This window comes from Bradyrhizobium sp. 61, from assembly GCF_023073075.1.
GTDB lineage: Bacteria > Pseudomonadota > Alphaproteobacteria > Rhizobiales > Xanthobacteraceae > Bradyrhizobium > Bradyrhizobium barranii.
The window spans coordinates 32,707-57,658 of sequence record NZ_JADPIU010000108.1; the positions used below are offsets into that span (position 1 = coordinate 32,707).

The following is a 24,952-nucleotide window of genomic DNA, read 5'->3' on the forward strand; positions in this document are numbered from 1 at the left end:
TCTGGTATGCCAACGGCTAGGGTTGGACTCGTTCTAAAGAAGAGATACGAGACGCATCGATGAGTCACGACGTGCACGAGGTCCGCTCGTTCGAACACCCGGGCGAGGGACGGAAGCGAGCCAAGGCCACGCCCAAGGGGCGGCAGGTCGATCCCACCGCCGCGCACGAAATCGAGCAGCTGCTCGGCGACAAGCCGCGGCGGCGCGATCTGCTGATCGAATATCTGCACCTGATCCAGGACAAATATCACCAGATCTCGGCCGCGCATCTCGCCGCGCTCGCCGACGAGATGAAGCTCGCCTTCGCCGAGGTGTTCGAGACCGCGACCTTCTACGCGCATTTCGACGTGGTGAAGGAAGGCGAGCCTGATATCGCGCCGCTGACGATCCGCGTCTGCGATTCACTGACCTGCGCAATGCTCGGCGGCGAAAAGCTGCTCGCCGATCTGCAGAGCACATCGGGTCCGGGCATCCGCGTCGTCCGCGCGCCCTGCGTCGGCCGCTGCGATACCGCGCCGGCGGCCGAGGTCGGTCACAACTTCGTCGATCACGCGACCGTGGCCAATGTGATGGCGGCCGCGAAGGCTGGCGATACCCACGCGCATCTGCCTGAGTACGTTGACTACGACGCCTATGTCGCCGGCGGCGGCTACAAGCTGCTCAATCGCGTGCGCTCGGGCGAATTGCCGAAGGACGATCTGCTGAAGGCGCTCGACGACGCCTCGCTGCGCGGCCTCGGCGGCGCCGGCTTCCCCACGGGCCGGAAATGGCGCGCGGTGCTGGGCGAACCCGGCCCGCGGCTGATGGCGATCAATGGCGACGAGGGCGAACCTGGCACGTTCAAGGACCGCGTCTATCTCGAAAGCGATCCGCATCGCTTCATCGAAGGCATGCTGCTCGGCGCGCATATCGTGCAGGCCTCCGACGTCTACATCTATCTGCGCGACGAATATCCGGCATCGCGCGAGATCCTCGAGCGCGAGATCGCAAAGCTTCCGCCGGGCGGTCCGACGCTGCACATGCGCCGCGGCGCCGGCGCCTATATCTGCGGCGAGGAATCCTCGCTGCTCGAAAGCATCGAGGGCAAGCGCGGGCTGCCCAGGCACAAGCCGCCTTATCCGTTTCAGGTCGGCCTGTTCGGCCTGCCGACGTTGATCAACAACATCGAGACGCTGTGGTGGGTGCGCGACATCGTCGAGAAGGGCGCGGACTGGTGGAAGGGCAATGGCCGCCATGAGCGTCACGGCCTGCGCAGCTTCTCGGTCTCGGGCCGCGTCAAGAACCCCGGCATGAAGCTGGCACCCGCCGGCATCACCGTGCGCGAATTGATCGACGAATATTGCGGCGGCATGGCCGACGGGCACCAGTTCTACGCGTACCTGCCGGGCGGCGCGTCGGGCGGCATCCTGCCGGCGTCCATGGACGACATCCCGCTCGATTTCGGCACGCTGGAGAAATACGGCTGCTTCATCGGCTCGGCCGCGATCGTGATCCTGTCGCAAAAGGACAGCGTGCGCGCGGCCGCGCTGAACCTGATGAAGTTCTTCGAGGACGAGAGCTGCGGCCAGTGCACGCCGTGCCGTGTCGGAACCCAGAAGGCGGCGCAACTGATGCAGAAGCCGGTCTGGAACCGCGCACTTCTGGAAGAATTGAGCCAGGCGATGCGCGATGCCTCGATCTGCGGGCTCGGACAGGCGGCATCGAATCCGCTGTCTACCGTGATCAAATATTTCCCTGACGAGTTCAAGGAAGCGGCCGAATGACCAAAATTACGTTCGAGCTCGACGGCAAGCAGGTCGAGGCCAAACCCGGCGAGACGATCTGGCAAGTTGCAAAACGCCAAGGCCGCGAGATTCCGCATCTGTGCTATTCGCCGGCGCCCGACTACCGCCCCGACGGCAATTGCCGCGCCTGCATGGTCGAGATCGAGGGCGAGCGCGTGCTCGCCGCGTCCTGCAAGCGCACCCCGTCGGTCGGCATGAAGGTGAAGACCGAGTCCGCGCGTGCGGTGTCCGCGCAGAAGATGGTGATGGAGCTGCTCGTCGCCGACCAGCCGGCGCGCGAGACCTCGCACGATCCGGATTCGAAGTTCTGGCACTGGGCCGAGACCACAGGCGTCACCGAAAGCCGCTTCCCCGCCGCCGAGCGCTGGGCGACCGACGACAGCCATCCGGCGATGCGCGTCAATCTCGATGCCTGCATCCAGTGCGGCCTCTGCGTGCGCGCCTGCCGCGAGGTCCAGGTCAACGACGTCATCGGCATGGCGTATCGCAGCCATGGCTCGAAGATCGTGTTCGACTTCGACGATCCCATGGGCGAGTCCACCTGCGTCGCCTGCGGCGAGTGCGTGCAGGCCTGCCCGACTGGCGCGCTGATGCCGGCCGTCATGTTGGATGAGAAGCAGACCCGTGTCGTCTACGCCGACAAGAAGGTGGATTCGCTCTGCCCGTTCTGCGGCGTCGGCTGCCAGGTGACCTACGAGGTCAAGGACGAGAAGGTGATCTATGCGGAAGGCCGCGACGGTCCTGCCAATCACAACCGTCTCTGCGTCAAGGGCCGCTTCGGCTTCGACTACATCCACCATCCGCATCGTCTGACCAAGCCGCTGGTTCGGCTGCCGAATGCGAAGAAGGATTCCAACGACCAGGTCGACCCGGCCAATCCCTTCACGCATTTCCGCGAAGCGAGCTGGGAAGAAGCGCTCGACATCGCGGCCAAGGGCCTCGTCAAGATCCGCGACGGGAAGGGCGTGAAGGCGCTGGCCGGCTTCGGCTCGGCCAAGGGCTCGAATGAAGAGGCTTATCTGTTCCAGAAGCTGGTGCGCACCGGTTTCGGCTCGAACAATGTCGACCACTGTACGCGACTCTGCCACGCCTCGTCGGTGGCGGCGCTGTTCGAGGGCCTGAGCTCGGGCGCGGTGTCGGCGCCGTTCTCGGCTGCGATGGATGCCGAAGTCATCATCGTGATCGGCGCCAACCCGACCGTGAACCATCCGGTCGCCGCGACCTTCATCAAGAACGCGGTCAAGCAGAATGACGCAAAGCTGTTCGTGATGGATCCGCGCCGGCAGACGCTGTCGCGCCATGCGACCAAGCATCTGCAATTCAAGCCGGGCTCCGACGTTGCCATGCTGAATGCGATGATCAACACGATCATCGCCGAGGGTCTGACCGACGACCAGTATATCGCCGGCTACACCGAAGGATTTGAGGACCTCAAGGAGAAGATCAAGGAATTCACGCCGGAGAAGATGGAGGCGATCTGCGGCATCCCGGCGCAAACGCTGCGTGAGGTCGCCCGGACATATGCGCGGGCAAAATCGTCGATCATCTTCTGGGGCATGGGCATCAGCCAGCACGTCCACGGCACCGACAATGCGCGCTGCCTGATCGCGCTCGCGCTGATCACCGGCCAGGTCGGCCGTCCCGGCACAGGTCTGCATCCGCTGCGCGGCCAGAACAACGTGCAGGGTGCCTCCGACGCCGGCCTGATCCCGATGTTCCTGCCGGACTATCAGCCGGTGAGCCGCGACGATCTGCGCGGCGCGTTCGAAAAACTGTGGCACCAGGATCTCGATCCCGTCCGCGGCCTGACCGTGGTCGAGATCATGAACGCGATCCATGCCGGCGAGATCACGGGCATGTATATCGAGGGCGAGAATCCCGCGATGTCCGATCCCGATCTCCAGCATGCGCGCCAGGCGCTGGCCATGCTCGATCATCTCGTCGTGCAGGATCTCTTCGTCACCGAGACCGCGTTCCATGCCGACGTCATCTTGCCCGCCTCGGCCTTTGCGGAAAAGGACGGCTCCTTCACCAACACCGATCGCCGCGTACAGCTTGCGCGCCAGGTGATCAAGCCGCCGGGCGATGCGCGGCAGGATCTCTGGATCATCCAGGAGATCGGCAAGCGGATGGGCCTGCCCTGGAATTATTCCGGCCCCGGCGACGTCTACACCGAGATGGCGGAGTTGATGCCCTCGCTCAAGAACATCAGCTGGGAGCGGCTGGTGCGCGAAGGGGCCGTGACCTATCCGGCCGACGATCCGAACAAGCCCGGCAACGAGATCATCTTCACCACGGGCTTTCCGACTGCGAGCGGCCGCGGCAAGATCGTGCCGGCCAAGGTCATCCCGCCGGATGAGCTGCCCGACGCCGAATATCCGATGGTGCTCTCGACCGGTCGCGTGCTCGAGCATTGGCACACCGGCTCGATGACCCGCCGCGCCCAGGTGCTCGACCAGATCGAGCCGGAAGCGGTCGCGTTCATGTCGCCGAAGGACATGCACCGGAAGAAGCTCGCGCCCGGCGATTTCATCCGGCTGGAGACCCGCCGCGGTGCGGTCGAGGTCAAGGTCCGCTCAGACCGCGACGTGCCCGAGAACATGGTGTTCATGCCGTTCTGCTACGCGGAGGCGGCGGCGAACCTGTTGACCAACCCGGCGCTTGATCCCTTCGGCAAGATCCCGGAGTTCAAGTTCTGCGCGGCCAGGGCCGAGCGTGCGGAGATGCGGGACGCGGCGGAGTAATACTGCGCCGTCGTTGGGCGGCGTAGCACCGTCAACGCCCACTGTCGTCCCGGCGAACGCCGGGACCCATACCGCGTGATCTCGCGATTGCGGACGGTCGCAGCCCCTAACGACTAGGCTTCGCCAAACTCCTTCTTGTGGTTATGGGTCCCGGCGTTCGCCGGGACGACGCTGAAGGTGTGGCGCGTATAGACATCCTCCTTGCCATGGCTTCGCTCGGAGCAATGACGGTGGTAAACGTGACCCATGTCCAAAGTCACCCCAGCCACGCGCGCGCTTGCAGCCGCCGGCGTTGCCTTCACCGTCCACACCTACGACTACGATCCTGACGCCGAGAGCATCGGGCTCCAGGCGGCGTCGGCCCTCAGGGAAGATCCGGCGCGCGTGCTGAAGACGCTGATGGCGCTGGTGGACGGAAAGCCGATCTGCGTCGTCGTCCCGTCCGACCAGGAAGTCTCCCTGAAAAAGCTCGCCGCTGCCGCGAGCGGCAAGTCGGCGCAGATGATGAAGCCGCCCGAGGCCGAGCGCGTCACCGGCTACAAGGTCGGTGGCATCAGCCCGTTCGGGCAGCGCAAACCGGTGCGCACCGTGATCGAGCAGAGCGCGCTCGCGCATGATCAGGTCTATCTCAACGGCGGCCAGCGCGGCTTGCAGGTTCGGCTGAAGCCGGGCGACGTGCGGGATGTCCTCAAAGCGGTCGTCGCAGATGTGCTCGCGTGAGCGCCGCGCGCTACTGCTTCTGCAGCAACTTGAGCCGGCAGCGCAATGCCTCGCGGATATGCGCCCTCGCAAGCTGCTCGGCCTTGTCGCCGTCGCGCGCGGCGATGGCGTCGATGATGGCCTGGTGCTCGCCGTGGCTGGTCGAGGGACGGCCCGTCACCGTGAAGGTGGTCGGGCCCAGCAGCGCGATCCAGTCCTGCAATTCGCGCGAGGCGTTGTCGAGATAGCGGTTGCGCGCGGCGCGGCAGATGGCTTCGTGGAAGGCGCGGTTGAGCCGCGCCATCTCGGCAGCGTCTGACGCCGACGCCTCGACAAAGGCCTGCTCGATATCCCTGAGCGCGTGGACTTCGGGAGTGGAGGCGTGCTCGGCGGCCAGGTGCGCTGCAGCACCTTCCATGATCTCCCGCATGGCGTAGAGCTCGAGCACCTCGGAAATATCGAGGTCGCGCACGATCAGTCCGCGGCCGCCGGCGGGCTCGACGAAGCCGCGGGCCGCGAGACGGCCAAGCGCCTCACGGACCGGCGTGCGGCTGACCTTGAGCCGCTGCGCGACCTCTTCCTCGCGCAGCCGGTCGCCGGCACGGTAACTGCCGGCCTGGAGCGCCTCGCACAGCGAGCGGAACACGGCTTCGCCCAGTGCCACGCCGCCGCCGCGTGCGATCGATCCGCCTGACTTTGCCACGCGCTTGACCATGTTTCCTCACGGCGCATCCTGCCCATGCAGAGATGCCACTTGCAGTGCCGATGTATATCTTTGTATACAAACGTACGCAATGGCTGCCCTGGGTCGATCGGGGTCCTCGGCGGCAGAATGTCTCTAACTTCGTCGCATCGGGCAGGCGGGATGAGCAGCAAATACGACGTGCTGGTGATCGGCGGCGGCAATGCGGCACTTTGCGCGGCGATCTCGGCGCGCCGCGGCGGTGCCTCGGTGCTCGTTCTGGAGGGCGCGCCAAAGTTCTATCGCGGCGGCAACACCCGCCACACCCGCAACATGCGCTGCGCCCATGATGCGGCGACTGAGATCCTGACCGGTCCCTACACCGAAGAGGAATTCTGGCAAGATCTGCTGCTGGTGACGGGCGGCCAGACCGACGAGGACCTCGCGCGCCACATGATCCGGGAGTCCAAGGACATCCTGAACTGGATCGTGGAGCAGGGCGTGCGCTGGCAGCCCTCGCTCGGCGGCACGCTGAGCCTTGGCCGCACCAACTCCTTCTTTCTCGGCGGCGGCCGCGCGATGTTGAACGCGCTCTATCTCACCGCCGAGCGGCTCGGCGTCGACGTCGAATACGATGCCGAGGTCACCGACCTCGTGATCGAGGACGGCATGTTCCTCGCCGCGCGCCTCAAGCGGCCGATCAATGGTGAGAGCGAGATCCGCGCGACGTCGCTGGTCGCCGCCGCCGGCGGGTTCGAGGCCAACATCGAATGGCTGAAGCAATATTGGGGCGAGGCCGCGGACAATTTCCTGATCCGCGGCACGCCCTATAACCGCGGCTCGATCCTGAAGATGCTGCTCGATAAAGGCGTGCAGGAGGTCGGCGATCCCACCCAGTGCCATGCGGTCGCGATCGATGCCCGTGCGCCGAAATTCGACGGCGGCATCATCACGCGCCACGACTCCGTCGTGTTCGGCATCGTCGTCAACAAGCATGCCCAGCGATTCTATGACGAGGGTGAGGACATCTGGCCGAAGCGCTACGCGATCTGGGGCCGGCTGGTCGCGGCTCAGCCCGACCAGATCGCCTACATCATCTTCGATTCGACCGTCGTCACGAGCTTCATGCCGACGCTGTTCCCGCCGATCGCCGGGCAGACCGTCGCCGAGCTGGCCGGCAAGCTCGAGCTCGATCCGGCTGCGCTGGAGAAGACCGTCACCGAGTTCAACGCGGCGGTGCGGCCCGGCACCTTCGATCACACCATTCTGGACGACTGCGTGACTGAAGGCATCACGCCGCCGAAGACGCATTGGGCACGCAAAATCGAGGCGCCGCCTTATCTCGCCTATCCGGTGCGGCCCGGCATCACCTTCACCTATCTCGGCACGCGCGTGAACAAGGAAGCGCGGATGCTGATGGCTGACGGAAAGCCGTCCGCCAACATGTTCGCGGCCGGCGAGATCATGGCCGGCAACGTGCTAGGCAAGGGCTACGCGGCCGGCATGGGCATGACCATCGGCAGCGTGTTCGGGCGGATCGCAGGACGGGAAGCGGCGAAACATGCACGGAACTAGAATTCTGGACGAAGCCGACCGCCTGATGACGGTCTGCAATTCCTGCCGCTACTGCGAGGGTCTTTGCGCGGTATTTCCCGCCATGGAGATGCGGCGCGCCTTCTCCGATGGAGATCTCAACTATCTCGCAAACCTCTGCCATTCCTGCGGCGCCTGCTACGTCGATTGCCAGTTCTCGCCGCCGCACGAGTTCAACGTCAACGTCCCGCAGACGCTTGCGGTCGCGCGTGCCGAGTCCTATGCGGCCTATGCGTGGCCGCAGGCGTTGTCCGGTGCCTTCGCCCGCAACGGGCTCGTCATCAGCGTCATCGCCGCGCTCAGCATGGCTGCCTTCATCCTCGGTTTCGCGGCCTTGAACGACCGCAGTGTGCTGTTCGGTGTGCACACCGGCCCTGGTGCCTTCTACAAGCTGATGCCGCACAACGCGATGGCCGCATTGTTCAGCGCCGCCTTCCTCTACGCGATCCTCGCGCTGGTCATGAGCGTGCGTGCCTTCTGGCGCGACATCGGCACCCCCATTGGCGGTCGCGCCGACGGCGGCTCGATTTTCCAGGCGATCCGCGATGCCGGCGAACTGCGCTATCTCCACGGCGGCGGCGTCGGCTGCTACAACGAGGACGACAAGCCGACCGACCGGCGCAAGCTTTTCCACCACCTGACGTTCTACGGTTTTCTGCTGTGCTTCGCCGCAACGTCGGTGGCGACGCTCTATCACTACCTCTGGAGCCGCGAGGCGCCGTATCCGTGGTGGGACCTGCCTGTCGTGCTCGGCACGCTCGGCGGCATCGGCCTCATCGTCGGTCCGATCGGCCTGTTCGTTGCGAAAACGCGCCGTGATCCGGCGCTGCTCGACGAGAAGCGCTATGGCATGGACGTCGGCTTCATCGCCATGCTGTTTCTGACCGGCTTCACCGGGATGGCACTGCTTGTCCTGCGCGAGACCGCCGCCATGGGGCCGTTGCTGGCCCTGCATCTCGGCGCAGTGTTCGCGTTGTTCATCACCATGCCCTATGGCAAGTTCGTGCACGGCATCTATCGCTTCGCGGCGCTGGTGCGTTATGCGCAGGAGCGGCGCAGCGAAGCCGGCTCTTGAGAGGCATGCGCGGCTGACGTATTTCTGGGCCGTTCGCGCACAGCGCGAATCGCTTAGGGAGTCCGCGCTCATGTACATGTTTCTGCCTTTTCTGCTGGCGCTCGCGGGCTGCGCGAGTGTCTGGCGTTCGCGCGCGGGACTAGGCTATGCGCTCTGGAGCGCAACAGTCGTGGTCACGGTCGCATGGTTCTTCCACCACGCGACCGATCCGCTCAAATTCTCGTTCTGACGGTGTCGAGATGAGCACTGCGGAGCTGAGCGAGCAACGGCCGGTCGGCGCGATCCTGAACATGCTTGGGCTGCTCGGGATCTCGTTGATCCTGACGGTGGCGTTCGCCTATCAGCTTGCGCTCGGCGAGCTGCCCTGTCCGCTTTGCCTGTTGCAAAGGGCCGGGTTCATCGCGGTCGGCATGGGGTTCCTGTTCAACATGCGCCTCGGTGAACGCGGGTCTCACTACGCGATGATCCTCGTGGCCAGCCTCGTCACCGGCTTCATCTCGATGCGGCAGGTATCGCTGCATCTTGCGCCCGGCGACCCCGGATACGGCTCGGCGCTGTTCGGCTTGCATTTCTACACCTGGGCGCTGATCGCGGCGATCGGGATCGTGTGTTATGTCGCGCTCGTCTTCATCCTGAAGGATGTGACCGGCAAGCGAGACGGGGACGCGCCTTTGAACGGTGCGGCATCGAACACGGTCTTCGCGATCTTTGCGTTGCTGGTCGCCGCCAATCTCTTGTCCACCGTGCTGGAGTGCGGCGCGGGGCAGTGCGACGACAACCCGGTTCGCTATCTCCTGCTCAAGTGATCGGATTGAAGCGGCCGTCGTGCAGGAACGCGATCGTCTGCTCGATCGCGACGGCATTTCGTGGAAGTCCGGTGTGCGATGCCTTGACGACGATGTGGTCGGCCATGTCGGCCAGTTTCGCGCTTTCGACGGAAACGCGTCCGTCATTGGGCCGCGGCAGGACAAAGGCCGAGGCGATTGGCGCGATGGTGCGGCATCCCGCGATGACGCCGATCGCATAATCGGGCGGCGGCAGGGCGGCGAGCACAGGGGGCTGGGCCGTCGAAAGCTGCAAGCCCGCCGGCCCGAAAACAGCGCGGTAGAGCGAGAGGTCCTTCAGGAGGTCGGCGACTTCGCTGCCGCCGTTGGGCGTGCCCAGCATCACGACGCGGCCGAGCCGCACCGGACGATATCTCGCGATGTAAACCCGGGCGAGCAGCCCGCCCATGGAATGGGCGACGAAGTGGATCGCGCCGTCGCATTGCTTTGCGAACGCGGCGACCGGCGCGTGGATGTCTTCCGCAAGCTCCTCGAGCGGCTTCTTGCGGCTGGGGTAGTCGAGATTGAGCGTGGCGAAGCCGTGACGCTGCAACGCTCGATCCACCTTCTTCAGCGTCCAGGAACCGACCCCGATGCCGTGAAGCAGGACCACGCCGTCGCACCGCGCACTAGCCGGTGCGACGGACGTGGGCTGGATCTCGCGCAACCTCACGCTCCGGCGAGGAGGCCTGCTCGCGGGCCATCGTCGTTGCCGTGACATAGTCGGTCTTGCCGGTGCCGAGCAACGGCACCTTGTCGACCACCATGATCGCCGCGGGCACGGTCAGCTCGGACGCGCCGATCGCCTTGGCCTGGCCCTGCATCGCACTGCGCTCGGCGGTCTTCTCCGTCGTCAGCAGCACGATGCGCTCGCCCTTGCGCTGGTCGGGGATCGACACGGCAACCGAGGCGGCCTGCGGCCACAGCGCCGTCGCGATGCTCTCGACCGCTGACAGCGAGACCATTTCACCCGCGATCTTGGCGAAGCGCTTGGCGCGGCCCTTGATGGTGATGAAGCCGGCCGCGTCGATCGCCACGATGTCGCCGGTGTCGTGCCAGCCCTCGGCGAGAGGTTCGAGCACGCCGGGATTTTCGGCCCTGAGGTAACCGAGCATCACGTTCGGTCCGCGCACCGACAGGCGTCCGCCTTCCTCGATGCCGGGGACCGGATCGAGGCGGCTTTCCATCAGCGGTGACAGGCGGCCGACGGTGCCGGGACGGTTGGCCATCGGCGTGTTCATCGCCAGCACCGGCGCGGTCTCGGTGACGCCGTAGCCTTCCAGGATGCGGATGCCGTAGCGTTCCATGAACACCTGACGTGTGCGATCCTTCACCGCCTCGGCACCGGCGATCACCAGGCGCAGCGTGCGGAAATCGTAGGCATGCGCCGAACGGGCGTAGCCGGTGAGGAAGGTGTCGGTGCCGAACAGGATCGTGGCGCCGGTCTGGTAGATCAGCTCCGGCACGATGCGGTAGTGCAGCGGCGAGGGGTACATGTAGATCGGAATGCCAGCGAGCAGCGGCATCATCATTCCGCCGGTCAGCCCGAACGAGTGGAACACCGGCAGCACGTTGAACACCTTGTCATTGGCGTTGGCATCGACCCGGGCCAGCGCCTGCGCCGCATTCGCAAGGATGTTGCGATGGGACAGCACCACGCCCTTGGGCGTGCCTTCCGAGCCCGAGGTGAACAGCACGACAGCCGGATCGTCGGCCTGGCGGGCGACGCGCGGCGCAGTGCCCGCGAGCAGCCCCTTGATCTTGTCGGCCGTACCGATCGAGGCGCGGACGTCCTCGAGATAGACGACGCGGGCCTCCGCGGAGATCGCGGCCATCAGCTTGTCGAGTTTGCCCTTCTCGATAAAGGCCTTCGACGTTAGCACGGTCTTGACCTGCGCGGCCTTCATGGCGGCGAGGACGTTGACCGGTCCGGCCGAGAAGTTGAGCATGGCCGGGACCCGGCCGATGCTTTGCAGCGCCATGAAGACGACGGCGACGCCTGCGGAATTCGGCAGCAGCACGCCGACATTCTCGCCGGCTGTGGTGCCGGCTTCGAGCTTGCGGCTCAAGACCTGCGCGCCGAGGATCAGCTTGCGATAGGTCAGCTTGGTGCCGAGCGCGTCCTCGATGATGACCTTGCCGGTGTCACGATCGCGATAGGCGTGTCCGAGTGCTTCGAACAGCGTGTGATCGAGCATGGCGTTCTTCACCATCGCATCGATCATCACGTCCTGAAGTGCGGCGCCCGCGGCATTGCGGCGTGCCTTGCCCTTCAGCGTCGGATCGACCGGAAGCTTGACCGGCGGCAGGATCGTGACCGTCACCCGCGGGAACCACGAGCGCTTGATCTGGCTGCCGTTGAGATAGCTGAGATGCGAGCGCTGCGCGCCCTCGATGCGAATGGGCACGACCACCGCATCGGCCTTGTCCGCGATCATCGCGGTGCCGTCGTAGACCTTCATCAGCGAGCCGGAGACGGTGATGCGTCCCTCCGGGAAGATCACCACGGGCTCGCCGGCGGCGACGAGCTTGATCAGGTCGCGGGCGGCCAGCGGCTTGGTCGGGTCCATGGTGTAGTGCTTGACGACGCGCAGGAACGGCTTGGCCCACCAGGCCTTGGAGATGCCGGTATCGACCGCGAAGCTTTCATCGATCGGCAGCACGGCGTGCAGCAGCGGGCCGTCGATCAGGCTGACATGGTTGGGCGCGATCAGCATGCGGGTGCCCGGAGGCGGCAGGTTCTCGAGCCCGCGAACCTCGGTGCGGAACAGCGCGCGGAACAGCAGCCCGCCGAAATCGCGGACGCCTTCCTTGCCCCACTTGGTCAGCACGAACCACACTGCGCCGAAGCTGGCGACGCCGAGGCCGAAGAAGATCCAGCCGACATGCAATCCGCCCGCCTGCAACAGCGCGACGAACAGCGAGCCTGCTACCATGAAGGCGGCTTGCAGCACGTTGCCGGCGGCGATGATGCGGGCGCGCTCGGACGGTGCCGACCAGGCTTGCACGGCAGCGAAGGAGGGAACGACGAACAGGCCGCCGCCGAACGCGAAGGCGACGAAGTCGATCAGCATGCGCAGCCCGGCGAACGAGGTTGCGAAGTCGACCGCGGCGATGTCCTGCCCCTTGGTGGTCACGGCGATGGCCCAGGCGAGATCGAGGCCGGCAAACCCCATGATGATGGCGCCGATCGGCACCAGAGCGAGGTTCGGGCGAACGTGGCTCAGGCTGGCCGCGAACAGCGAGCCGATGGCGATGCCGATCGCGAAGGTCGCAAGACACAGCGTCACCACGCCTTCGGTGCCGCCGACGACCTCCTTGACCAGCGCCGGCAGCAGCGACAGCACGATGGCGCCGACCAGCCAGAACCACGAGACGATCACGGTGCCGTCCCACAGCCGCTTGTCCGCGTAGAGCGTCTTCAACAGGCCGAGCGTCGAGGTCCAGGGATTGGCGTTGACGGGCAGGTCGGGGGCGGATGGCGTCGTCTGCGGAATGCGGGAGGCGAAGGCCCAGGACAGCAAGGCCAGCACGACCACGGCCGATGCGACCCAGCCCATATGCGCGGAGCCGGCCACGAACTGGCCGCCGGCGACGGTGCCGAGCAGGATGGCCATGAAGGTGGCGCCTTCGACCAGCGCGTTGCCGGTCGCGAGCTCTCCGAGCTCGAGCTGGTCCGGCAGCATGGCGTATTTCACGGGACCGAACAGGGCGGCGATGACGCCGAACAGCGCGAGCGCCGTGAACAGCAGCGGCACCGAGTGCAGGAAGAAGCCGGCGGCGGCAAAGGCCGCCGCAAAGATCTCCGCGAATTTGAGCCGCCGAGCAACGACGGATTTGACGTATTTGTCGGCGAGCTGGCCGCCGAGCCCCGACAGGATGAAATAGGGGAAGATGAAGACGGCGCCGGCGACCGTCACCAGCGCGTCGCCGTGACCGGTTGCGGCACTGTAAAGCAGAATGATGACGAGTGCGTTCTTGAGCACGTTGTCATTGAGCGCCGAGAAAAATTGCGCCCAGAACAGCGGCGCGAAGCGGCGTGACGACATCAATTCCCTGATCATGACAAGTCCTGTTTTGGGAAGGCAGCCTGAGATTGTTACGTTGTCGCTGAGGCGTCACGACCGGAAGCTTACGGAACGAACGATGGCTGGATGACGACGGTCGCCGGCCTGCTCTGTCCCCTCGATCCTTCCGATCCTGTTGGTCTCCAAATGGTCTCGTTAGGTTCGCAAATATCTGGTCGCAGCCGTGGTTGGGACGGACCGGCCGCGCTTTTTCGGATACCGCGCGGAGCGATGAGGAAATGTTGAACCGCATCGCCAAAGGCCGCGACATCGGCTGCGAATGTCGGGACATGGTAAGTCCTTCCTTGCAACCGGGTCTTGCATTCGAGCCGACCGGAACGTCCCGGGTGCGCCCGCCTCACGTGAGATGAGCGAGGTGGCGAAAGGGCGAGAGGCGGCCGAGCAGGCTGAACCGGCGGCCCGCGTGACGGCTACGGGCGCGGCTCGCCCGCCACATCCGGAAGGTCGCGCGGCGCTCGGTGAGCACGCCGGCAATGTCGCAGGCATTTGCGATGCGATCGACCGGTTGCATCACGAACTTGAGGACGGCCCGGCCAAGTCCGGTCACGAGAGCCGCGGCGTCGTCGACGAAGGTGGAGGCGATATCAACAGCGAGGGTTTGCATTTTGCAGATCTCCGGGTTAATTTGAACAATGTTCACATGAGTAGCTTGAAAATGAACAATGTTCAAGAAGAATCGCCACGCGACCAGAAAAAAAATCGGCGGAGGCTCCAGATCCTGGAGATCGCCCGCGACATTATTTCAGCTAAGGGGCTGAGATCATTGAAGGTTCGTGACGTTGCGGAGGCTGCCGGCTGCTCGGTGGGCAGCGTCTATAACGAGTTCGGCGACTTCGACGGGGTGATCCTGACGGTCAATCGGGAGACGGTTCAGGCGCTCACGGTGCGGCTCGGCGAGGTCCCGGGGGAAGATCCCGTTCGCCAGCTCTACGGGTTGGCCGCGACCTATCTCGAATTTTTCGCCGAGCACGCAAACCTGCTGCGCTCGTTGTTCGAGCATCGGATGGAGGACGACCGTCCTTATCCCGACGACATCCTTCAGATGGTGATGGACGCTTTCGCGCTGATGCATCCACCCCTGGTGCGGCTGCTACCGGCTGCGGACGACGTGCGGATCGCGCTGCTGTCGCGCACGCTGTTTTCCGCCGTGCACGGAATCATCTCGCTCGGCCTCGAGGAGCGCATGGTGGCGGTCCCGCCCCAGATGCTGCGCCAGCAGGTCGAGCAATTCGTCGATACCCATCTCGCCGGCCTCGGGATCGTGCCGGTCGGCGCACGGTCGCCTTGAGGAGGCAAAGCGGCTACCACGCGTATCGCAGGCTCGCGGTGCCGGAATAAGTGGTGCTGCGCGCCGCGAACTCGCCGTCGAACTTCGCCGACAGGGCAACGCCGTTCGAAAACTTCAGTTCGGCACCTGCGGATGCGAGCGCGGTGTTCTTTGCCGGCGTTGCGCCATTGACGATGAAGCTCGCGCCGGGCAGCGCCTGGAATGCAGCGACGAGCGTCGGGTCGCTCACCCAATCATGGGCCCAGGCCGCGCGGCCGCGCAACGTGAGGACCGAATTCGGCGTGACCAGCGTCGCGCGATCGAAGCGCGCGCCGAGCTCGCTCCGCGTGTCGGAGGCCGTGCGTCCCTGATAGGTCAGGCCAAAGCCGCTGCCGGCCAGATCGGCCTCGGTATAGGTCGGTGTGCGAAAAGCCTGCGCCTGCGCCGCCACATATGGCGTGAAGCCGCCAATCGGCGTGGCGAAGCGATAGCCGCCCTCGATGCGGCCTCCGACGGTTTGCGCGTCGAATTTGGCGGTGAGCTGGTTGCCGAACGGTGCGAGCCGATCTGTCGACATCCAATGATTGGCCACGGCGAGAGAGGCGGCAAAATAGGCCGGCCCTGTGCGCACGGCGGTGTAGACGCCGGCCTCGATTGCATCGCTCTTGCCGCCGCCGATCGCCTGCGCGAGATCCCATTTGGTGCCGCCGCCCGACAGCGCGAAACCGACCAGCGCATCGCGGCCGAAATGATAATCGGCGCCGGCCGCGACGCCGCCGGCGCGCGCGCTCAGGTCGTGACTGCCGATCACGACGGGGTCGCCGCTGGTGCGGTTGGTACCGCCGAACGCCGTGCCCCAAGCCGTCCAGCGCTCCGCAAAGGCTGGAGCCTTCATCGCCGGCGTCCCCAGCACCTTGTTGTAGGCGAGGGCGATATCGTCCGGCAGCGCGGCGCGTTCTGGGCTGAAGCCGAATGCCGTGCGACCCGCGTCGACGATGCCACTGCCGCGGCCATCGACGAATGGATCTAGCATCAGGCCGAGGAACTGGCCCGTGAACTGGAAGGCGCCTTGCCGCGCGCCGGTCGCAGCTTCGCCCGAGAGCTGATCGAGATTGTAACGGAGCTGGGCGTCGCTCTGGCCCGCGAAGGAGGAGAGGAAAGGCAGGTTGGGACCGAACGCGCTCAAGGCGCCGGCCACGGCCTTCTGGTTTTGCGTTTGGGCGATCGAGAGGAATGCAGCATTGTTGTAGTTGAGCGTCAGGAAGACGCTGAACCCGTCATAGCTGAGGAAGGAAGCGAAGAGCTGCGGATTGTATCCGCTGACGGTCACGCCCGAGAAGCTGCCGGTGACGCCAGTCGTCGTGCTCAGGATGGTATATTGCGTCGAGGGATTGTAGGCGCCCGCAAGCGTGGTGACGGCGACGGTGCCGCCGTTCAGCGTCGCGGTCACGGCGGCAATCTTGTCGGACTGTCCGGCGGCATTGACGGAGACCGCATAGGTCGAGCCAGTGTTGAACGTCGCATTGCCGTTGACGGCGAGTTGGCCGAGATTTCCGGGTGCGACCGTGCCGCCCGACAACACGTTGAGACTTCCGATCATGCCGCTGCCGCCGAGCGTGCCGCCGCTGACCGTGGTCGCGATGTTGGCCATCATGCCGTTGACGATGAGAGTGCCGGCCTGGACGTACATGGTGGCGGTCGCGTCCATCGTGATGCCCGTCAACGTCCAGCTGGAGCTCCCGGTCTTTTCCAGGACCTCGAATTCCTGGAATTGGCTGGAGAAGCCGAATGTGGCGAGGTCGAACGTATTGTTTGCCGTCCCGCCCAAGCGCAGCGTGTCCGTTCCGTTGCCGGCTTTGACATATCCCATGACGTTCGATCCGGCACGCAGCTCGAAGACGTCGTTGCCGTCCTTGAGATCGACGGCCGTGCTGGCGCTGGTCTGGATCGTGCCGACGTTGATGACGGTGTCCTGATTGTTCGAGCCGATGATGGCCGTACCCGAGGCGCTCGAAATCGTGCCCGCGTTGTTGATGACGTTGCCGTCGGCCGCGCCGCTGAGATCGATGGCGGCGACGTTGCCGGACTTCACAAAGCCGCTCGACAGGATGTTCACCTGGTTGCTCGCGGCTCCGGCGCCGATGCTGATCCCGATGGCTCCGAGAGCGACGCTTCCAACCGTACCGGAGATATTGACGACGTTGTTGCTCGAATTGGCCAGAGCGAGGCCCGCCGACGGGAAGGCTGTCGACCCAACCACAGCCCCCGCATCGATCGTTATGGTATTGTTGCTTCCGCCCGTCACGTCGATGCCGTCGTTGGTGGTAGACATGATCGACGCGTTGTCGAAAACCCTGATCGCGCTATTGGATGCCGCTTGGAAGACAATGCTGGCAAACGTGGGGTCATTCAGAGAGGTCGCGGTGCCGTCGCCAATGTTGACGGTGACACCGCTGACCACGGGCGCCGTCTTGACCTGGGTGTTGCCCGCCCCGGTGCAGGTGATTGAATCGCCCGACTGAAGCGCTGCCTGCGCGCCGCTTCCAGTCACCACACAGGCCGCCTCTGCCGGCGTCGCGAGCCACGGCAGCGCGCTACCTGCGGCAACGGCGCCGATCGCGGTGCTCAAGAGAAACGCATGCCGCCGACACGTCTTCGCGCGACGGATCTGGGGCGGGGTCAACAAACCATTCCAGGGCACCTGCAAACTCCTCTTTCGGCACGACCCGGGCGGGATTCGGGCCGCAACGTTGGCTGGTGCCATGCTTAGCGGGGGAGGTTCCGGCCATCGTGGATCAGCGCGCAAGGCGGTGTGGCGGAAAGCGAAAGACGCAGTTTTTTGGGGAGCAATGTGGCTGCGGCGTCACATAGCCGCGCCGTCGCGACGCCGTTGGACGATGTCTGCAATCGGATGCCGGGGCTGAGAGGGCCGGCGCCTATCAACCTCGCGCTGCGACGGCCTCGCGCGGCCGGGCTGCAACGACGACGACGTCCGGTCTGCCGTTGTCGACCTGTACCCGGTTGCGCCCCTTTTCCTTGGCGCGGTAGCAGGCGGCATCCGCGCGCCGCATGGCGTCCTCGAGCGTGGTGTTGCCGTCCGCGATACAGGCGACGCCGATGCTGGCGGTCACCGCGAAGCAACGATCGTCCCAGGCGAAGGTGAACAGCTCGAGCGATCTGCGCAGGCGTTCGGCGATATCGACGGTGGTCGAGGGGGAGCACTGCGGCAGGATCAGGCCGAATTCGTCGCCGCCGAGCCGGGCCACCAGATCATGCGGCCCCCGGTCCTGTTGCAGCAGGCGCGAGACCTGGCAGAGCAGGCGGTCGCCGGCGAGGTGGCCGCAGGTGTCGTTGACGCCCTTGAACTGGTCGAGGTCGAGCAGGATCAGGCCAAGCGAGCCCGCCGCGGTGGTGTCCAGCACGCTTTGCAGGCGCACCTCGAAGGCGCGGCGGTTGGACAGGCCGGTCAACCAGTCGTGCGATGCCTGCCATGCCAGGCGCTCCTTCTCGGCATGCAACGCATCCTCGAACGCCTGTCGTTGCAGCATCAAGCGCCGCGTGTGCCAGATCAGGAGCAGGATCAGCGTCGCGGCCGCCACGATGTTGATGCACGTCAGCGTGACCTTGATGGCGCGCGAGCCTTCGCCGAGGACGGTCGAGAACCGCTTTGCATGCACCGTGAACTGCGTGTTGAGCTCCGAGAGCCGCGACGACAGCAGCCGCAGGCGGTCGCGGTCCTCAATGGGTCCGTGCGCCAGCTCGGACCGGATGACCTCGCCGAACACGCTGAGCTCCAGCAGCATGGGATCGGTGGCCGCCCACTCGTGGATCGCTTCCTGGAGGAAGCTGACGCGGCTGAAATAACGGAACAGCCAGATCAATCCCGGAACGTCATCGGGATGGTTGCCGCCTTGCAGAAACCCGACGCGGGCGGCCTCGACGTCGACCGGATCGCGCTCGAGTGCCCAGCGCGCGAACTCATCGCCGATGGGAACGGCAAGGGACGCCTGGTAGTGGGTGAACTGGCTCGCCTCGCCTGAATGCAGATAGAGATTGAGGAAATAGACCGCGTTTTTCTGTGACCGCGACCACATCGCTTCGCCCGCGACATAGGCGCGGACCGATGACATCACCTCGAGGCTGAATCCCGCGATCGTTGCCTGGAGCACGACGACCATCACGAATGGCGAGACAAGTTTGATGACGTGAAGGAAACTACGCCCCTTCGTCGACGTCGCTGTTCTGCGAAACACCCTGCATTCCCCAAATCGATCAACGACCCCACCGGAGCGTCGCGCCTGCAACGCCAAGTAGAGGGGAAAGTTGCTTAACTCGACCCCAAAGAAGCAGGCGACTGCACTGCAGGGTGAAAGCGTCGTGAAGCGGATGCCCGCAGATCGTTGCAAATGCCAACGAACCGGAACCGATGCGGTCGTGGCGAACCAATGCCTCGCATTCGTCCTGCGCGGTTTACCTGATCGAGAGAGTTTGGTCCGGCGCTAGACCAGCACCGGCTTGCGCACCCGGCCAGCGTCGCCGAACACGCGCAAATAGCGTTCGATCTCGGATGGCATGCCGGTCGCCTTCTCCGGATTGTCCGAGAGCTTGACGGCCGGGTGGCCGTCAACCGACGACACCTTGCAGACCAGCGAGATGGGATCGAGATTGAACGAGCCGTCCGGCGGGCAGCCGACGAAATCATTGGTGAGGTTGGTGCCCCAGCCGAAAGAGAGCCGCGAGCGACCGGAGAAGTGGTGATAGGTCTCCTCGATCGAGCCGACATCCATCGCATCGGAGAAGACGAGCAGCTTGTCCTTGGGGTTGCGGCCCTTCTTTTCCCACCAGGCGATGATCTCCTCGCCGGCCTGGATCGGTGGCGCGCTGTCGGGGCGGAAGCCGGTCCAGTCGGCGACCCATTCCGGCGCATCGCGCAGGAAGGATTTGGTGCCGAAGGCGTCGGGCAGCGCGATCAGGAGATTGCCGCCATAGGTCTGGCGCCACTGGTCGAGAATGCGATAGGGCGCCCAGCGCAACTCCTCGTCGTCCTTGGCAAGCGCAGCCGCGACCATCGGCAGCTCATGCGCATTGGTGCCGATGGCTTCGAGATCATTGTCCATCGCCAGCAGCACGTTGGAGGTGCCGATGAAGGACGGGCCCAGGCCTTCCTTCACCGCCTCGACGCACCAGCGCTGCCAGAGGAAGCCGTGGCGACGGCGGGTGCCGAAGTCGGAGAGCCGTAAATTCTCGAGCTGGCGCAGCCGCTCGACCTTGGTCCACAGCTTGGCCTTGGCGCGGGCATAGAGCACGTCGAGCTCGAAGCGGCCGCGGCCCTTCATCGCGGCGCGCGACCGCAACTCGTTGAGGATGGCGAGCGCCGGAATTTCCCACATCGTGGTGTGGGTCCAGGGACCGTGGAAATGCAGCTCGTACTGGCCCTCGACCTTGCGCAGCTCGTATTCGGGCAGCCGGAATTCGGCCAGCCAGCGGATGAAGTCCGCCGAGAACATGTGGGTCTTGCCGTAGAAGGTGTTACCGGCAAGCCAGATCAGCTCTTTCTTGGCGAAGCGGATGGTGCGGGCGTGGTCGAGCTGGGCGCGCAGCTCGCCCTCGTCGATGATCTCGGCCAGCCGCACATGGCGCGAACGGTTGATGACCGAGAAGGTCACCTGCTGATCCGGATAGTCCTCCCGAATCATCTGTAACATCAATAGCTTGTAGAAGTCGGTATCCAGCAGGCTGCGGATGATGGGGTCCAGCCGCCAGCTATGATTGTAGGTCCGGCTCGCAATATCGGTCACTGTCATGGGACAATTCTAGCGTGGCGGCCCTCGCGCAACCAGTGGGTTTGGCGAAGGGCAGACTTCCCTGAAACCGTAACCGAGGCTCAGTCTCCGGCCGCCGTTGCCGCCACGGTTTCGAGCTGGCCGCGGATCCAGCGATGGGCCGGGTCTTTCTGATAGCGCTGGTGCCAGACCATGAACATCGGCAGCTCGGCCAGCGTCTTTGTCCGCGACGCTAGCGGAATCGGTACATGCGCGAAACCGCGCATCACACCGGAGGCGAGCAGGCTCGGCATGCTCGCCAGCATCTGCGAGCCGCGCAGGAAGGGCGGCACGCCGGAAAAGCTCGGCACGGAGATGGCGATGTCACGCAGAAAGCCGTTCGCCGCCAGCCGGCGGTCGAAGTCGAGCCGCTCGTTGTCGGTATAGACCACCGTGATGTGGCGTGCCGCGAGATAGGCGCTGCGGCCGGCTGGCGCGGTGCGCGCCTTGGGATCGAAGTAGCAGACGTAATGATCGCTGAGCAGCCGCTTCTGCACGATGTCCACGCCGGATGGCGGCAGTGGCGTGACCATGAGATCGCAGCGGTTTTCGCGCAGCATCGCGGGCGACGGCGACTGCGAGGGGATCACGCGCAGGTTCAGGCTCCTGACCTGTCCCGCGACATGATCGAAGAACCGCGGCAACAGCAAATCGCGCTGGAAATCATTGGCGGCGATCGTCAGCGATAGCTGTGCGCGCGCTGGCTCGAAGGTCACGCCGCCGGCAAAGCTGCGCATCTCGTCGATCAGCGCCCGCGCTTTCGCAGCCAAGGCCTGGGCATGGGCGGTGGCGACGATGCCGCGGCCGGATTTGGCAAACAGCGGATCGCCCGCGATCCGCCGCAGCTTGTTCAGCCCGTGACTGACCGCCGATTGCGTCAGACCGAGCCGCGTCGCTGCCGCCGTGACCGAGCCTTCCTCCAGCACGGCAAGGAACAGTTCGAGGGCGTGGCCGTCGAGCGCCAAATGATCGATTTCCTTCATGTAATTCATTATAATCGATCTATTTATCTTGAGAATAGATCGTCCCATGATCTCCCGATAAGCCGCGCCCCCGGACCCGGGCGCCACAGGGAGAGACAACGCCGATGAACGTCCAGGCGCCAGCCTTGCAGGATCCCCGCCTCAACCGACCCGAGCCGTTCACGCCGCGCGACGGCGGCTTCTTCCAGCGCGACCATTCGATCCATCCGCCGGCGCATGCGCCCGGCTACAAATCCTCGGTGCTGCGCTCGCCGCGCCAGCCGCTGCTGTCGATCGAGAACTCGGTCTCGGAGATCACGGGTCCGGTGTTCGGCCACAACGATCTCGGCCCGCTCGACAACGATCTGATCCGCAACTACGCCAAGGACGGCGATCCCGTCGGCGAGCGCATCATCGTCCATGGCCGCGTGCTGGACGAGACCGGCCGCGGCGTGCCGAACACGCTGGTCGAGTTCTGGCAGGCCAATGCCGGCGGCCGCTACCGGCACAAGAAGGACACCTATCTCGCCCCGATCGATCCGAATTTCGGCGGCTGCGGCCGCGCGCTGAGCGACGACACCGGCTACTATTATTTCCGCACCGTGAAGCCGGGCCCCTATCCCTGGCGCAACTTCGTCAACAGCTGGCGTCCCGCCCACATCCACTTCTCGGTGTTCGGCTCCGGCTTTGCGCAGCGGCTGATCACCCAGATGTACTTCGAGGGCGATCCCCTGATCCCGGTCTGTCCGATCCTGACGACGATCCCGGACAAGGACGCGCTCGACCGCCTCGTGGCGCCGCTCGACCTCAACGCCTCGACGCCGTTCGACTCGCTCGCCTACCGCTTCGACATCGTGCTGCGCGGCCAGCGTTCCACCTATTTCGAAAATCGCACCGCGGGGAACTGAGCCAATGCCGCAGCCGCTCGACTATCTCAAGGAAACCGCCTCGCAGACCGCCGGGCCCTATGTCCATATCGGCCTGATCCCGGCCATGGCCGGCTTCGACATTTTTGAGAAGAACTTTTCTAACGTGCTGGTGACGCCGAACACGCCAGGCGAGCGCATCACGCTGGAGGGCAAGGTGTTCGACGGCAGCGGCACGCCGCTGCGCGATGTGCTGCTCGAAATCTGGCAGGCCAACGCAACCGGCCGCTATAACCATCCGGCCGATCGCCCGGCCAGCCCGGTGGACAAGGAGTTTCGCGGCTGGGGCCGCGCCGGCTCCGATTTCGAGAGCGGGTTGGTGACGTTCGAGACCATCAAGCCAGGTGCCATCATCGACAAAGCGGGTCGCAAATGCGCGCCGCACGTCAATATCTGGATCGTCGCGCGCGGCATCAACATCGGTCTCAATACGCGACTCTATTTCTCCGACGAAGAAGCCGCAAATGCCGCCGACCCCGTGCTCAACCTGGTCGAGCCGCCGGTGCGGCGCGCGACGCTGATCGCTACGCGCGGCGAGCGCGCCGGCAAGGTCGTGTACTCCTTCACGATCGATCTGCAGGGGGCGGAGGAGACAGTGTTCTTCGACGTCTGACAATCCGGCGGTCGTCCCGCAAGATCATTCCACCTGGTCGCCTCGATTGACCGATCCGCGCGTGGCGGCCTGCGGTGGTTGCGGGCGCATCTCGCGCGATCCCGGCCGCTCGGCCGGGGCGCGCCCCACTCTTGGCTTCAGCTCCGTCAAATCGATGAAGACGTCGGCCTGCCGGCGCAGTTCGTCGGCCACCATGGGAGGCTGGCTCGCAAGCGTGGAGACGACCGTCACGCGGACGCCGCGGCGTTGCATGGCTTCCACCAGTGAACGAAAATCCCCATCGCCCGAGAACAGCACGATCTGATTGACGTGCTCGGCGAGTTCCATGGCGTTCACGGCGAGTTCCACATCCATGCTGCCCCTCATCTTGCGGCGGCCGGTCGTGGCGTCAACGAACTCCTTGGCGAGCTTTGTGACGACGGTGTACCCGTTATAGTCGAGCCAATCGATCAATGGGCGGATTGACGAGTATTCCTGATCCTCGCTCACGGTCGTGTAGTAGAAGGCTCGCAGCAGTGTACCTCGGCCGTGAAATTCGCCGAGCAGTCGCCTGTAGTCGATATCGAAACCGAGCGCCTTGGTGGCGGCATAGAGATTGGGGCCATCGATGAAGACCGCAATCTTCTCAAGCGAAGACATTATGCACTAATCCCCAGTTCCGCATTGAAGCCGGCAGGTTCAGCCGCCAGGGCTGTGTGCCGGCCGGAAAACGTCGAAGTCGCCGATGGCCCGCGGAAAAAGGCGGCGCAGACGGCCGGAGGGGGGGCCGTCCCGCGCCAGTTAAGGGAGGTTGCTGCTATCAGCGCCAGGATTCCGAATGCAGTCACGTTAAGGCGTGCGCATGCCACGCTCAATTGTACGGAGGTAAACGGCGCGTATCCAAAGGGTTGGATGCTCTATACGAAGGTAAGTGGCGCGCCGGTTCGGATCTCGACAGCCCGGCGCGATCACGAATGGCCTCAAGCTTCGCCGCCATGGAGCTGGGCGCGAAAGGCGCGCGGCGACAGGCCCGTGGCTGCGGCATAGACGCGGCTGAAATAGGCGGGATCCTCGAAGCCGAGCGCGTAGGCGATCGTCGAGACCGGCAAATTGGTGTAGACGAGGTTGCGACGCGCCTCGCGGATCAGCCGGTTGAGGATCAGGTGCGAGGCGGTGTCGCCGGTCGCTGCCCGCGTCAGCCGGTTGAGATGGGTCGGCGTGATCGACAGCGCGCCTGCATAGTCCGCAACGCTCCAGCGTTCCAGATGATGCTGTTCCAACAGCGCCTCGAAGCGGCGGAACAGCCCGCTTTCCGCCGTGCCGTTGCCGCCGCTCTCGCTGGTGAGCGCGCGGGCCACCAGCCCGATCATGGCCGCCGACAGTGCACGCAGCACGTGCGCGCGGCCGAAATCGCGTGCGGCGTGCTCGGCGAAGATCTGCTTCATGGTGGTGCGGATCTGCGGCGTGCCGCGCACCACGGCCGATCGGGACAGGGCGCCGCGCAGTCCTTCCGAGGCAAGCAGTGCCTCGTCCAGAATTTCCGCGGCGATGGTCAGCACCCAGCCCTGGGTATCGGGCTCGAAGCGGAAGCCGTGGACATGGCCGACCGGCACGTTGACGACCTGCATCGGCCGGAGCGGCACCACGCGCCCGTCGAGCGTCGCCTCGCCGCCGCCGCGCTCGATCAGCAGCACCTGGTGCAGCCGGGCATGGCGGTGCACGGCCAGCGTCCAGTCGTGCAGCACCGAGCGCGACGCGATCGTCTCGCAATGCACGACGTCGGGCAGATCGCCGGACTCGCCGAAGAGGTTGTAGACCCGGATTGCCGGGGCTGAGGCTGCGGTTCTCATGTTCGAATAGTACAAGACAAAGACGAAACCCTCCATCGGTTTGC

At 65.0% G+C, this 24,952-nt stretch carries 19 protein-coding genes; 10 read left to right on the top strand and 9 right to left on the bottom strand.

Annotated elements, in window-relative coordinates:
- Positions 1-59 precede the first annotated feature (59 nt).
- From IVB46_RS41075 to ybaK, 3 genes are all read left to right on the top strand, one after another.
- Entirely contained in the window at positions 60-1,763 is a 1,704-nt protein-coding gene (locus tag IVB46_RS41075; protein ID WP_247314606.1) for an NADH-ubiquinone oxidoreductase-F iron-sulfur binding region domain-containing protein, read from the top strand.
- Positions 1,760-4,528 (top strand): formate dehydrogenase subunit alpha, encoded by a 2,769-nt coding sequence (fdhF, locus tag IVB46_RS41080; protein WP_247314605.1) that lies wholly within the window; start codon positions 1,760-1,762, stop codon positions 4,526-4,528. The genes IVB46_RS41075 and fdhF overlap by 4 nt, the downstream gene beginning before the upstream one ends.
- 246 nt (positions 4,529-4,774) lie before the next feature.
- Positions 4,775-5,248 carry a Cys-tRNA(Pro) deacylase gene (gene ybaK, locus IVB46_RS41085; RefSeq protein WP_247314603.1) on the top strand — a complete coding sequence of 158 codons (474 nt, stop codon included), beginning with the start codon at positions 4,775-4,777 and terminating at the stop codon, positions 5,246-5,248.
- Positions 5,249-5,258: 10 nt separating this feature from the next.
- Here ybaK and IVB46_RS41090 read toward each other — a convergent pair whose 3' ends face one another.
- On the bottom strand, positions 5,259-5,942 hold the full coding sequence (locus tag IVB46_RS41090) for a GntR family transcriptional regulator (RefSeq protein WP_247314601.1): 684 nt from the start codon (positions 5,940-5,942) through the stop codon (positions 5,259-5,261).
- Positions 5,943-6,092: 150 nt separating this feature from the next.
- Between IVB46_RS41090 and tcuA the strand changes: the two genes are divergently transcribed.
- From tcuA to IVB46_RS41110, 4 genes are all read left to right on the top strand, one after another.
- Positions 6,093-7,484 (top strand): FAD-dependent tricarballylate dehydrogenase TcuA, encoded by a 1,392-nt coding sequence (tcuA, locus tag IVB46_RS41095; protein WP_247345464.1) that lies wholly within the window; start codon positions 6,093-6,095, stop codon positions 7,482-7,484.
- Positions 7,471-8,577 (top strand): tricarballylate utilization 4Fe-4S protein TcuB, encoded by a 1,107-nt coding sequence (gene tcuB / locus IVB46_RS41100; RefSeq protein ID WP_247345467.1) that lies wholly within the window; start codon positions 7,471-7,473, stop codon positions 8,575-8,577. Before tcuA ends, tcuB begins: the two co-directional genes overlap by 14 nt.
- A 70-nt stretch (positions 8,578-8,647) precedes the next feature.
- A complete protein-coding gene (locus IVB46_RS41105; protein WP_247314595.1) occupies positions 8,648-8,806 on the top strand; it encodes a DUF5993 family protein in 159 nt (52 codons plus the stop codon).
- 10 nt (positions 8,807-8,816) lie between these two features.
- The gene (locus IVB46_RS41110; protein ID WP_247345471.1) at positions 8,817-9,383 is read left to right on the top strand and encodes a disulfide bond formation protein B; all 567 of its coding nucleotides are present in this window, start codon (positions 8,817-8,819) and stop codon (positions 9,381-9,383) included.
- On the opposite strand, the gene IVB46_RS41115 is transcribed toward IVB46_RS41110, so the two are convergent.
- Together IVB46_RS41115 and IVB46_RS41120 are read right to left on the bottom strand one after the other, a co-directional pair.
- Positions 9,376-10,068 carry an alpha/beta fold hydrolase gene (locus tag IVB46_RS41115; protein WP_247314591.1) on the bottom strand — a complete coding sequence of 231 codons (693 nt, stop codon included), beginning with the start codon at positions 10,066-10,068 and terminating at the stop codon, positions 9,376-9,378. The genes IVB46_RS41110 and IVB46_RS41115 overlap by 8 nt on opposite strands.
- Positions 10,031-13,465, bottom strand: a complete 3,435-nt coding sequence (locus IVB46_RS41120) for an acyl-[ACP]--phospholipid O-acyltransferase (protein ID WP_247345474.1) — start codon at positions 13,463-13,465, stop codon at positions 10,031-10,033. The genes IVB46_RS41115 and IVB46_RS41120 overlap by 38 nt, the downstream gene beginning before the upstream one ends.
- Positions 13,466-14,144: 679 nt before the next feature.
- Here IVB46_RS41120 and IVB46_RS41125 point away from each other — a divergent pair.
- A complete protein-coding gene (locus IVB46_RS41125) occupies positions 14,145-14,777 on the top strand; it encodes a TetR/AcrR family transcriptional regulator (protein ID WP_231145213.1) in 633 nt (210 codons plus the stop codon).
- 13 nt (positions 14,778-14,790) lie between these two features.
- Here IVB46_RS41125 and IVB46_RS41130 read toward each other — a convergent pair whose 3' ends face one another.
- The 4 genes from IVB46_RS41130 to IVB46_RS41145 all read right to left on the bottom strand — a co-directional run bounded on the left by IVB46_RS41130 (position 14,791) and on the right by IVB46_RS41145 (position 21,570).
- Positions 14,791-17,385 (bottom strand): autotransporter domain-containing protein, encoded by a 2,595-nt coding sequence (locus IVB46_RS41130; protein ID WP_247314588.1) that lies wholly within the window; start codon positions 17,383-17,385, stop codon positions 14,791-14,793.
- Positions 17,386-17,695: 310 nt separating this feature from the next.
- Positions 17,696-19,009 (bottom strand): GGDEF domain-containing protein, encoded by a 1,314-nt coding sequence (locus tag IVB46_RS41135; protein WP_247314586.1) that lies wholly within the window; start codon positions 19,007-19,009, stop codon positions 17,696-17,698.
- A 246-nt stretch (positions 19,010-19,255) separates the two neighbouring features.
- Positions 19,256-20,560, bottom strand: coding sequence for a nicotinate phosphoribosyltransferase (pncB, locus tag IVB46_RS41140; protein WP_041955082.1), 1,305 nt, complete (start codon positions 20,558-20,560; stop codon positions 19,256-19,258).
- An 80-nt stretch (positions 20,561-20,640) separates the two neighbouring features.
- Positions 20,641-21,570 (bottom strand): LysR family transcriptional regulator, encoded by a 930-nt coding sequence (locus tag IVB46_RS41145; protein ID WP_167768130.1) that lies wholly within the window; start codon positions 21,568-21,570, stop codon positions 20,641-20,643.
- 95 nt (positions 21,571-21,665) lie between these two features.
- On the opposite strand from IVB46_RS41145, the gene pcaH reads away from it, so the two are divergent.
- Together pcaH and pcaG are read left to right on the top strand one after the other, a co-directional pair.
- Positions 21,666-22,448: a protocatechuate 3,4-dioxygenase subunit beta gene (gene pcaH, locus IVB46_RS41150; RefSeq protein WP_041955084.1), complete on the top strand. Its 783-nt coding sequence runs from the start codon at positions 21,666-21,668 to the stop codon at positions 22,446-22,448.
- 4 nt (positions 22,449-22,452) lie between these two features.
- Complete coding sequence (pcaG, locus tag IVB46_RS41155) at positions 22,453-23,079, top strand: protocatechuate 3,4-dioxygenase subunit alpha (RefSeq protein WP_247314583.1); 627 nt, start codon at positions 22,453-22,455, stop codon at positions 23,077-23,079.
- A 24-nt stretch (positions 23,080-23,103) separates the two neighbouring features.
- Here pcaG and IVB46_RS41160 read toward each other — a convergent pair whose 3' ends face one another.
- Together IVB46_RS41160 and IVB46_RS41165 are read right to left on the bottom strand one after the other, a co-directional pair.
- The gene (locus IVB46_RS41160; protein ID WP_247314582.1) at positions 23,104-23,718 is read right to left on the bottom strand and encodes an NYN domain-containing protein; all 615 of its coding nucleotides are present in this window, start codon (positions 23,716-23,718) and stop codon (positions 23,104-23,106) included.
- 320 nt (positions 23,719-24,038) lie between these two features.
- The gene (locus IVB46_RS41165; protein WP_038936366.1) at positions 24,039-24,944 is read right to left on the bottom strand and encodes a helix-turn-helix domain-containing protein; all 906 of its coding nucleotides are present in this window, start codon (positions 24,942-24,944) and stop codon (positions 24,039-24,041) included.
- Positions 24,945-24,952: the final 8 nt, after the last annotated feature.

Bases quoted from the DNA above. Each gene is read 5' to 3' on its own strand.
- IVB46_RS41075 (WP_247314606.1), top strand. From the start codon at position 60: ATGAGTCACGACGTGCACGAGGTCCGCTCGTTCGAACACCCGGGCGAG.
- fdhF (WP_247314605.1), top strand. From the start codon at position 1,760: ATGACCAAAATTACGTTCGAGCTCGACGGCAAGCAGGTCGAGGCCAAA.
- ybaK (WP_247314603.1), top strand. From the start codon at position 4,775: ATGTCCAAAGTCACCCCAGCCACGCGCGCGCTTGCAGCCGCCGGCGTT.
- IVB46_RS41090 (WP_247314601.1), bottom strand. From the start codon at position 5,942: ATGGTCAAGCGCGTGGCAAAGTCAGGCGGATCGATCGCACGCGGCGGC.
- tcuA (WP_247345464.1), top strand. From the start codon at position 6,093: ATGAGCAGCAAATACGACGTGCTGGTGATCGGCGGCGGCAATGCGGCA.
- tcuB (WP_247345467.1), top strand. From the start codon at position 7,471: ATGCACGGAACTAGAATTCTGGACGAAGCCGACCGCCTGATGACGGTC.
- IVB46_RS41105 (WP_247314595.1), top strand. From the start codon at position 8,648: ATGTACATGTTTCTGCCTTTTCTGCTGGCGCTCGCGGGCTGCGCGAGT.
- IVB46_RS41110 (WP_247345471.1), top strand. From the start codon at position 8,817: ATGAGCACTGCGGAGCTGAGCGAGCAACGGCCGGTCGGCGCGATCCTG.
- IVB46_RS41120 (WP_247345474.1), bottom strand. From the start codon at position 13,465: ATGATCAGGGAATTGATGTCGTCACGCCGCTTCGCGCCGCTGTTCTGG.
- IVB46_RS41125 (WP_231145213.1), top strand. From the start codon at position 14,145: ATGAACAATGTTCAAGAAGAATCGCCACGCGACCAGAAAAAAAATCGG.
- pncB (WP_041955082.1), bottom strand. From the start codon at position 20,560: ATGACAGTGACCGATATTGCGAGCCGGACCTACAATCATAGCTGGCGG.
- IVB46_RS41145 (WP_167768130.1), bottom strand. From the start codon at position 21,570: ATGAATTACATGAAGGAAATCGATCATTTGGCGCTCGACGGCCACGCC.
- pcaH (WP_041955084.1), top strand. From the start codon at position 21,666: ATGAACGTCCAGGCGCCAGCCTTGCAGGATCCCCGCCTCAACCGACCC.
- pcaG (WP_247314583.1), top strand. From the start codon at position 22,453: ATGCCGCAGCCGCTCGACTATCTCAAGGAAACCGCCTCGCAGACCGCC.
- IVB46_RS41160 (WP_247314582.1), bottom strand. From the start codon at position 23,718: ATGTCTTCGCTTGAGAAGATTGCGGTCTTCATCGATGGCCCCAATCTC.
- IVB46_RS41165 (WP_038936366.1), bottom strand. From the start codon at position 24,944: ATGGAGGGTTTCGTCTTTGTCTTGTACTATTCGAACATGAGAACCGCA.